Below are 9606 nucleotides of genomic sequence, written 5' to 3'. Positions count from 1 at the left end.
GGGCAAGTACGCAGCCATCGAGCAGGAGAACGAGAGACTGAAAGCCGAGAACGAACATATCAAAGAATCGTTCCCCGATGAAGTCAGGAAAGAGGTGGCGAAGCGGACAAAGGCACTGACCGAGGCGAAGCGGACGGTCGAACTGGAGCGAGACAGTGCTATGGCAATCGCTGACACTTATGAATCCGAGAGGGACACGGCTCTGCGGCAGCTCCGGGAGCAGAAGACCGGGGAGCAGCACCGCATTAGCATGGCGGTGAGCCGGGCAACGGCGGAGAAGGACAAGACCATAAGACAGTTGCAAGGTGCGCTGAAATCGAGCCGGGATATTCTGAATATCATCGCCGATATTCTCTACAAGGCAAGCGAGGTGTTCAGGCGAGCCATTGAAGCGATTATCCATTTCGCCACGGAACGGCACAAGTCAATCTTCTCTCCCTCCGAAGCCGCCGACATCAAGAGCGTCATGCAGAGCTACGGCGAAACCATCGAGCAGCGGAAAGCGGTCGGCACATGGCTCTGTGACTATGCGGAACACCGACAGCCCTTTGATGAAATAAAACATCGCCATACACTCAACGAGGTTGGCGATGTCGCGGAAGGTCGGTATGATTGGAAGATTGATAGAGGGCGAGGTGGAATCCTAAGATAGATTTTCACTTTTGAGGGTTGAATGTGTCAGATATTTGCTTTGCAACCCTGTTTATTGCTCCTTTTATATCATGCGAAGCTCCTGCAACCCCAAGAGAGGAATATGCGCCTTTGCATGATGCTACAGGACGCCCTGTATTATAGTCTATAAAATTGACTGTAACAATAGTCTCTTCGGGTTGCACGTTTATACAGGAAGCACAAAACGAGAAAGGAAGAAAAAGAGAGTAATTGATTGATAATGAGAAGTAATTGGCTTTGAATGTCTTTGGTTGCCGAGTGGGTGAAATGCAGTTTTTAGCGGATAAAAGCAAACATTCCGTTTCTATCCCGTTACCCATTTTAGGCGGAGCAAAACACAGCAGTTGAGTGCCTTTAAGTGGCTGACTATAACGCTGTTTGTCTTCGGTTTACATTGTTCAAATAACTCACAATGGAAGTAATTTTATCAACTTAAAAATGTGAGTGTTATGAGCAACGAATTAAAAGTGTCTTTTTACCTGAAACGGGAAAGTAGATTAGAAAAAAGTAGTGTCGGAGAAAACACTGCTTACCCGATAATTGGGAAAATCATTATCGGCAACAGTATCGCCCAGTTCAGTACCAAACTGAAAATAGAAGAACGCTTATGGCACGTCAAGTCAGGACGGGCAAGCGGAAAAAGCCATACGGCTGTCAAACTCAACCGTGAGATTAATAAAATTAATCTCACTATACACGCACCAAAGTTCGGCAGAACGAAGCAACAAAAATAGGGGAATCCCTATGGACTCCCCTAAAATAGATTTGTAAATTCATGTAAATTAACGATTTACAAAATCATCTTTTTTCATCTTCTTCTTGCGGCTTTCACGAACGATAAGATTTTTCAGGTAATCTAACGCTTTGGTTAAGTTGTAGGGCTTGCGTTTGAATACTCGTTCTTTTGACTTGTGGGCATCCCCGAACGTGAAATTGAATGCCTGCTCCAGAGCATGGGCGATATGAATATATGGAGCAGGATTTCCTTCTTCATTAAAGAACTGTCCTGAAAGTTCAAATGAAACAGCAAATTCTCCCACGCTATCAATCCCCAAGCCTTGCGACTTGGGGACGAAATATACTTTTGAGTTGTAGGGAATAACGTTTTTATTAATAAGCTGATTCGTTTGTCTAAATGTGAATTTCAGTAAGTCAATTTCAGACTCAAGAAATAAAATCGCCTTTCGCTGATAAGTTTTTTTGAGCCTATTTTTTTTTCCAACTCGCAAAGAGGTGATGTTCCCAGAAAATCAAGCTCAATACGAGTAATACTTAACATCCGAAATATTTCAGAATAGCTTTGTTTAGATTGACTAATAGTCTTTACCAACTCCATAAAGTGCGTATAAGCATCTTGCATTTCTTCATTTGTCACTTGTGAAGCATCAGACAATAGCCTGAATAACTTCAAATCTATTTTATTCATAATAGACTTTATTTGTAACTGCCTTTTATTCCATAATCCGCATCTTGATTATTAAGAGATTTGTTTCCAGAACTATGAGTTTTTCCAAAACTAAAATTCCACGTAAGAGTAGCAACGATGGTTTGTGAAGCACTACTGAAACTTTCCCGTCTGAAAGGTGCTTGATTATTTTTATTCTCTATCACAGTACGTGAAACATTCTTGAATGGATTGAACGCTCCTATACCAAAAGAGAAGTTATCGGTATTGTATTGAATGGCTAAATAATGATAATTACCACTCTTAATAACGGTTTCACCATACAGCTTCTCATCAAATGGCTGTATCTGAACGATAAACATCCATTTCTTATACATTGCCAAGACATTCGCACTATAATAGAAATTAGAGTATTCATGAGAATAATTGTTCCCTTGACTGTTGAAATGATTGTACCCACCTGTAAGCGAAAATTGCAGTATGTTTTTTATCATTCCCACCTTTAGGTTCATTTCTGCATTATACTTGTTCCAACTCTTCATATTTTCGGGTATTATCAGGAAAATATTACCTTGTTCTTTGACTGATTCCATGATGGGATTATGCTTGTAATGATGTCGTAGGTTAGCATTGAATGTAAACAAGCCTTTTTTGTGTTCGTAAAAAAGGTTATTGTTCAGATTGCTGTAAGGCTTTAATAACAAGTTTCCTCTTTCGGCAAGATAAGGGTCGAGCCTTATTTCCGTGTCAGTCAACTCAACTAAAGTCGGGTTGGTTTGGCTCATCTCCACATCGTAACGAATAAAAGAATTTTCATTTAATCTATATCCCAACATGGCTTTAGGCAAGAAGTTATAATAACTCTTATTAATTGAGATATTAGAAAAATGTACCCGATTAGCCTTTAACCCAAGAGAACAGCTGAATTTATCTTTACTGTGATTCCATTCTGAAAAAACGGAAGTTTCCATTTGATTCAAATCGGACTTAAAAACTCCATTTTGCTGAACTTCTTGTTTCGTAAACGATTGAATATGCTTTGCTCCAAATTTCAAACTGCCATAAGTAAAGCCCTTCTCGTAAATACCTTCTGCTATCAATGAATATTTATCAGATGACAAACCGAACTGCTCTTTGAAAAGAGTATTGGCATTGTCGTATTCTATATAATTACGACCTGTTTCTACTTTGGCATAACTCCCAACAATGTTGGCATAGACTTTTTGCTGATTCTTCAAACCACGCTCATAGTATAGGTCTATTGAAGGGGTATTTATTTTCTGACTAACGCCATCAAATATCTGCCCTATCTTTATGCCATTTTCTATCAAATTACTTTTGAAATCATTATGCGGATGATTTGTCAAAGCATACTTCAACTTTGCATTGAAGAATACCGAATCACTTTGTTGATAGTTATATCCGAAAGTAACATCATGCATCTGATATGAATAATCTCCACCATCTCCGATTTCATCTCTCTGTATCGGAGTTGAGTTTTCAAACTGATAGCTTCCGGTACGTGTCCGATTATTGCTATTGAATTTCTGAAAAGCGGTTGTGTAATTTAATGTATATTCCGACTTCCCTTTGTTAAACTTGGCGAAAAGCACATCGCCGCCCGCAAGAATATTCAAAGAGTTCATCAAGTCCACTCCGATAACACCACCCTTATCGTCCCTTATAACAATAAAATTAACGATTTTAGATGCTGCTCCATATCTTATTCCTGCGTAATCCAAATATTCAACCCGCCTAATTTGACATGGTTGCAAAGTCTGAATCTCTTCTGAAGTAACATTTACTCCATTGATTTGCAACATGACTTTCCCGCCATCGAAGGATGAAATCGTATTCGTCATTGGGTTAATGTTCAATCCTGGAAGCATCATAGTATTCAATAGTTGCATTCCGTTTGCCGAATGGTTAAGTTGTAGTTTTGTCGGAAAAACTATTCGCTGATTTATTTTATTGATTGTGGATGAAGCTGAAATAACAATCTCACCAAGCGACAATACACTTTCATTTAATAACACGTCTATTTCTGCCGATTCTGAAAGGTTTTGTAACAAGATTTTTTTAGCTTCAAAGCCCATACAAGATACCGACAATACGTAATCATCGGAAGTGAGGTTTGTAAATACAAATCTTCCAATTGAATCAGCTGTCGTTCCGTTTAGGAATACGGAATCCTGCTTGAATAGAACAACACTGGCGTATTCAACAGATTCTTTTGTGTTTTGATTAAGTACTCTTCCTGAAATGCTATTCGATTGTCCCGAAGCATTCAAACTTAGAAATAGGAAAAATACAGTAAGATATAATAAATGCTTTTTATTTAAGTCCATACTTGTTTTCTTATAAATGAATATAGACACAGATATAGCATCTGCATCAAAATCCTGATTAATAAATAATAATAGAAAATCCGCCCTCAGAAGATTTGAGGGCTATAAGAAAACTGAGAAAACCTTTCTCAGTATAGACTATGCACGGATTCTAAAGGTACGTGCTAATGCACAGCGTATGCTTGACATGATTTGTTTATACTAAATTTTATGCAAAGATAGGCTTTTTTCTGAAAAGTAATATCTTTGTATTGAGTTTTTTTGAAACAATGGAAAAAGAAAGCAGACCGAAGTCTTTCGTTCGTCTCTAAATCGTTACCCATTGTTTATTCTCCTTTCTTAAAGCCCTGATATTCAGCGGACAAAAATCCAATTTTGTACTTCACGTTTACGCCATACTTGACTAACAAAAGTTTTTCCTGTTGTGACGGTGTCAACTCGTAGATTCTGGCATCACTTACAAGTTTTAAGTGTGAGTTCTCCACAGCATCAAAAAGCTGAATCTCGTACTCCATCAACTCTGCCGGAATATGATAGGTGTCGTTATTGATTATAGATGCATACTCATATCGTGACAGGTTGACATTCGTTGAAACTGTAGACTTCGATGTAGTGCAAGCCGTAAACAATATTAAGGCAGCAAGTATTGAAAGAAATTTGAATCGATGGTTCATGATTCTGCATCGGATTATTCGAAGTCCAACAATACACGTGTATACACGCTCTCATAGCGGATCAAAAGTCTGACATCCGGCTGATGGCTGGTTAAATACGGATAAGTTATCACTATCTGATTTTCTTTTATCTCGAATTCGAGTTCATCAGTTAGGTTATTATATCCATCTGTGAAATAGGCATCTACATTCTTGTCAATATGGCAGCCTTTGGAGAACGTGAATGTCGCTCTTTCCTTGCCGTACCCGTCATTTTGATGGGTCCCGGAGAAATGGCTGTCCCATTCGGGAAGCTGTTTGACTTCGGGGAAACACTCAGTATAGCTGATTTTTGCTCCGGCTATATCTTTGTCCTTATCGTAAATCCATGAATCAACATAAACGTTGTAGTAGTTGGTGTTGATAGGAAGTGCCCGGTCTCCGGCAACTGTCTGAACCTTGTTGGCAAGAACAATCTGGTAGAAATTGCCGGGCGTAACCGCAATCTCCTGGGCAAGCTGCGATAGATTTGGGTTCTGATTGAAACCTCCTTTTCTACCGAGGTCTGCAATTCCACAATCATACGATGTGAAGTTATTGGAAGCATTGATGAAAACATCAGAGCCGCCAATGGTTGTTTCGCTATCTCCAATCATCATATTCAATGCGATAGCATTAGTCGGCATTTTCGGTTCATCGTCATCACTGCATGAAACAACAGCGATAGCAAGGAATGAAAATAGTGTGATTAAAAGTTTATTCATTTTTTACTTACTATATTCTCGATTGACTCTATCAAGAGGTTGATTCTATAAGAAAACGTGAGCCAACTATGCCACGTCTTAACTTGAAGGTCGTAGGAAACCATTAGGACAGATGTAACAATAGTGACCCACGCATATGCGAGGGAGTCACTATGCTAATCCTTGTCCCATTTGAAAGTGTCCTACGTTTTCAAGTTACAAGATTGAGCATAACGCTTCTTAATTTCGTATGTCTTGGATAGAGTTACCCCAATCCAAATACAAAGGTAATACAAATACCTTAAAGAACCTTCGTTTACAGGTAAAAATCAGCGTTTCAAAGCTCATTTTTCCTCTTTTTGTACCGCCATTGTTCCTCAAAGCGTCCAAAAGCCTGTTTTATAATGGCAAAAGATAATTCCTTGACAACTCCACATGAAACGCTATTCATGCTCATAAGCATAGAATGTGTCAAAAACACAGCCACTATTCATATTTGCAGAATTATACAAATCCATAAAGTGTTTCGTTTCAGTTTCATTGTGCCATTTTGTGCTTTTATCGTATTGGATTAAGAACTCAAGAACGGATATTGACAACTTCATATCCAGAAATTCTTTTGTAATTCTCTCATATGCATCTGTTTTAGAATTAGCCTTGACAAAGACATATACAAATCCACCTTTTACGGGATTCTCCTTATACTTGTATTCTATACTTGCCCAAAATACCTTCATATACTTTACTGAATTAGATTTTATATTGCTTATCAGTCAGTTTCCAGGACGCACGCCATGCCTTGACAACTCCATATAGCGTTAAATCCATTTCATGATGATTTCGAGAACTTCGTTGAGTTTGTTGCGCAATAGGCGTTAGATGTATTCGGCATAACAACAAACCGTAAATGCAACTACCAGATTATAGTATCATCCCATTCTTGACCATCACTTGAATATGTATAATCATAATTAATGTCCCCACCATATGGACTGCAAAATCGCAATTCAAAAGCTTTGTCATTCGCATCCAATAGAAACCACATACCCTTATATTCATAAAAATTATCACCAACTGGCTTCAATCCCAAGTCCGAAAGTGATTGGCACTGCATTTTATGGGTTTTATTGTATTCATCTATAAGCCTTACCACTTCATTACCAGCCTGCAATTTTTCATCGTGTAATTTACCCACGCCACTAAATTCAGAAAGACATATAACCCCGATTACCAATGTTACGGCATAGACCGCCCCTTCATATTTTACAATTTGCTTTTTTATCTTCTTGGCATAGCATTTGACAAATAATAAAGGTAACTGGGATATAGCAAGAAAAACCATTACACAAGCTACCGCAGCAAAGACACGATATAGCAGATAATTCTTCCAAGGGTGCAGATTGATGTTAAGAGCGGTAGCATCCGCATTTCCTCCCAGCCAGAAAAAGAGAGCTACAAATAAAAAGATTATCATAATCCCAAAAATCGCTCCTTTATATAGCCACAGACCATATTTTGGACATTTCACCATTAGCCCAAAAGAAAGAATTACTGCAAAAGCTAATATTAGCATTATCAATGTTACCATATCGCAAAGTTACACATTTTCGCTGACATACAGCGTATTCCCTTGAAATTTATTGTCTCTTTGCTTTCCACTCTAAATCATAAAAATATCTATCAACCGTTAAAATATAGTTAAATATTTCATCCAAAACACACTCCTTTTCTAATCCTTTCATTCCCTCATAGCAACTTTTTTCACTCCCTCTTTTCATTAACGGATAGTTGTACCGTTATTTTCTTATATAGCTGATTATCAGCAGTAAAAGTCATTGAAAATCAATTCCACATGAACTCCGTCGTGCGCCAGCTTTACGAGCAGGGCACGGACGTGGTGATGGTCGATACGGGTAACAGTTACGAGGGGCTTTGCGAGTATCTGGGAGGCAAGTATATCAGCTACACGGAAGAGAAGCCTATCACGATGAACCCGTTCCGCATCCACCGCGAGGAGATGAACGTAGAAAAAACGGGCTTTTTGAAGAACCTCGTGCTGCTCATCTGGAAAGGCTCGCAGGGCACGGTCACAAAGACGGAGGACCGTTTGGTAGAACAGGTCATCACGGAGTATTACGACACCTATTTCAACGGGTTCGACGGTTTCACGCCTATGCAGCGCGAGGACTTGCGCAAGAGCCTCGTTATCGACGACCGCAACCGCAGCGAACGGCAGGAGGAAACCGAAATGCAGCGTGCCGGGCGTATCGAGCGCATAATTGACGAGATGGAACATCGCCGTAAGGAGTTAAAAGTGAAAGAGCTGTCGTTCAACTCGTTCTACGAGTTTTCCGTGCAACGCATTCCGGATATTTGCGACGAGAACCATATCTCGGGCATCGACATTTCGACCTACCGCTACATGATGAAGGACTTCTACCGTGGCGGCAACCATGACAAGACACTGAACGAGAACATGGACAGCTCGCTGTTCGACGAGACGTTCATTGTCTTCGAAATCGACAGTATAAAAGATGACCCTCTCCTGTTCCCTCTTGTTACGCTGATTATCATGGATGTATTCCTACAGAAGATGCGTATCAAGAAGAACCGCAAGGTCTTAGTAATCGAGGAAGCGTGGAAAGCCATTGCCAGCCCGCTCATGGCCGAATACATCAAGTTCATGTACAAGACGGCCCGTAAGTTCTGGGCTTCGGTGGGTGTGGTGACACAAGAGATACAGGACATCATCGGCAGCCCTATCGTCAAGGAGGCCATCATCAACAACTCGGACGTGGTGATGCTGCTCGACCAGAGCAAGTTCCGCGAGCGGTTCGATGAAATCAAGGCCATTCTCGGGCTTACGGACGTGGACTGCAAGAAAATCTTCACCATTAACCGACTGGAAAACAAGGAGGGGCGCAGCTTCTTCCGCGAGGTGTTCATCCGCCGGGGAAGCACCAGCGGCGTGTACGGCGTGGAGGAACCTCACGAGTGCTACATGACTTACACGACCGAGCGGGCGGAGAAAGAGGCCCTGAAGCTCTATAAGAGGGAACTCCGGTGCAGCCATCAGGAGGCTATCGAGGCGTATTGCCGCGACTGGGACGCCAGCGGTATCGGCAAATCCCTGCCGTTTGCCCAGAAGGTCAATGAGGCGGGACGGGTATTGAACCTGAAACCGAAACAATAAAATCATATAGAATGAAAAAGATTGACATAAACCAAAATGTAAGAGAACTGTTTTGCGAAGAACCTTTCGCCCTTCGCATTCGCAAAGTATGCAGGAGCCATGAGATTGTCTCTGTCCGGGACCTGTGCCTGCACACCAACCAGGATTTGATTAGATTCCGCCATTTGGGGCACAAAAGCATCGCACACATCGGGGATATACTAAGCAAACATGGCCTGCGGCCGGGTATGACCGAAAAGGAGCTGGATATCTATATGGGCATTAAATCCGAAGAGGACGAGGGCGTTACCACCATCATTCGTTATGAAGAGTCGGAAGCAGCCAAGTGGCAACAGCGCCGGTATGAGGTTGCCAGAGATCTGTATGTCAAATACAGAAGCCTGTCCCCATACGAGGCAATGGAGGAAGCGGAAAAGCTGATACTGGCCCTGCAAGGAGTACCCGAAACACATAACCGCAGCAAGCGGAAATCCCTTTTTTTTAACCGTTAAGCGAGATACTGATGAAACGACTTTCGCTCTTCCTCATAGTGCTGTCGCTCGCCCTCGCGCAGCGTGTCCACGCCCAGTATTACAGCGTGAACTACGACGCG

General features: G+C 41.1%; 8 protein-coding genes and 3 pseudogenes. 4 read left to right on the top strand and 7 right to left on the bottom strand.

The window, feature by feature from the left end:
* Window positions 1–652, top strand: a pseudogene (locus ACT8YW_RS18450) (mobilization protein); the annotation flags it as partial.
* A 469-nt stretch (window positions 653–1121) separates the two neighbouring features.
* The gene (locus tag ACT8YW_RS18445) at window positions 1122–1406 is read left to right on the top strand and encodes a hypothetical protein (RefSeq protein ID WP_008151875.1); all 285 of its coding nucleotides are present in this window, start codon (window positions 1122–1124) and stop codon (window positions 1404–1406) included.
* Between the two features lie 48 nt (window positions 1407–1454).
* Here ACT8YW_RS18445 and ACT8YW_RS18440 read toward each other — a convergent pair whose 3' ends face one another.
* From ACT8YW_RS18440 to ACT8YW_RS18410, 7 genes and pseudogenes are all read right to left on the bottom strand, one after another.
* Window positions 1455–1712, bottom strand: coding sequence for a hypothetical protein (locus ACT8YW_RS18440; protein WP_039848335.1), 258 nt, complete (start codon window positions 1710–1712; stop codon window positions 1455–1457).
* A gap of 104 nt (window positions 1713–1816) precedes the next feature.
* On the bottom strand, window positions 1817–2098 hold the full coding sequence (locus ACT8YW_RS18435; RefSeq protein WP_008151879.1) for a hypothetical protein: 282 nt from the start codon (window positions 2096–2098) through the stop codon (window positions 1817–1819).
* 8 nt (window positions 2099–2106) lie between these two features.
* On the bottom strand, window positions 2107–4425 hold the full coding sequence (locus ACT8YW_RS18430) for a carboxypeptidase-like regulatory domain-containing protein (RefSeq protein ID WP_117852450.1): 2319 nt from the start codon (window positions 4423–4425) through the stop codon (window positions 2107–2109).
* A gap of 383 nt (window positions 4426–4808) precedes the next feature.
* Window positions 4809–5099, bottom strand: a pseudogene (locus ACT8YW_RS18425) (hypothetical protein); the annotation flags it as partial.
* A gap of 14 nt (window positions 5100–5113) precedes the next feature.
* A complete protein-coding gene (locus ACT8YW_RS18420) occupies window positions 5114–5842 on the bottom strand; it encodes a DUF5036 family protein (protein WP_008151886.1) in 729 nt (242 codons plus the stop codon).
* A gap of 422 nt (window positions 5843–6264) precedes the next feature.
* A complete protein-coding gene (locus tag ACT8YW_RS18415) occupies window positions 6265–6558 on the bottom strand; it encodes a hypothetical protein (protein ID WP_129662236.1) in 294 nt (97 codons plus the stop codon).
* Between the two features lie 176 nt (window positions 6559–6734).
* On the bottom strand, window positions 6735–7409 hold the full coding sequence (locus tag ACT8YW_RS18410; protein WP_290060716.1) for a hypothetical protein: 675 nt from the start codon (window positions 7407–7409) through the stop codon (window positions 6735–6737).
* Between the two features lie 258 nt (window positions 7410–7667).
* Between ACT8YW_RS18410 and ACT8YW_RS18405 the strand changes: the two are divergent.
* Window positions 7668–9014, top strand: a pseudogene (locus ACT8YW_RS18405) (TraG/VirB4 family ATPase); the annotation flags it as partial.
* A gap of 11 nt (window positions 9015–9025) precedes the next feature.
* A complete protein-coding gene (locus tag ACT8YW_RS18400; protein ID WP_444106666.1) occupies window positions 9026–9505 on the top strand; it encodes a DNA-directed RNA polymerase subunit alpha C-terminal domain-containing protein in 480 nt (159 codons plus the stop codon).
* The last annotated feature ends 101 nt before the right edge of the window (window positions 9506–9606 follow it).

The sequence above is a fragment of the Bacteroides sp. genome, assembly GCF_052357945.1.
Classification (GTDB): domain Bacteria; phylum Bacteroidota; class Bacteroidia; order Bacteroidales; family Bacteroidaceae; genus Bacteroides.
This window is presented reverse-complemented; position numbering and strand designations above follow the sequence as displayed.

Excerpts from the sequence above, each read along its gene's own strand:
- ACT8YW_RS18445 (WP_008151875.1), top strand. The coding sequence starts at position 1,122 with ATGAGCAACGAATTAAAAGTGTCTTTTTACCTGAAACGGGAAAGTAGA.
- ACT8YW_RS18435 (WP_008151879.1), bottom strand. The coding sequence starts at position 2,098 with ATGAATAAAATAGATTTGAAGTTATTCAGGCTATTGTCTGATGCTTCA.
- ACT8YW_RS18430 (WP_117852450.1), bottom strand. The coding sequence starts at position 4,425 with ATGGACTTAAATAAAAAGCATTTATTATATCTTACTGTATTTTTCCTA.
- ACT8YW_RS18420 (WP_008151886.1), bottom strand. The coding sequence starts at position 5,842 with ATGAATAAACTTTTAATCACACTATTTTCATTCCTTGCTATCGCTGTT.
- ACT8YW_RS18415 (WP_129662236.1), bottom strand. The coding sequence starts at position 6,558 with ATGAAGGTATTTTGGGCAAGTATAGAATACAAGTATAAGGAGAATCCC.
- ACT8YW_RS18410 (WP_290060716.1), bottom strand. The coding sequence starts at position 7,409 with ATGGTAACATTGATAATGCTAATATTAGCTTTTGCAGTAATTCTTTCT.
- ACT8YW_RS18400 (WP_444106666.1), top strand. The coding sequence starts at position 9,026 with ATGAAAAAGATTGACATAAACCAAAATGTAAGAGAACTGTTTTGCGAA.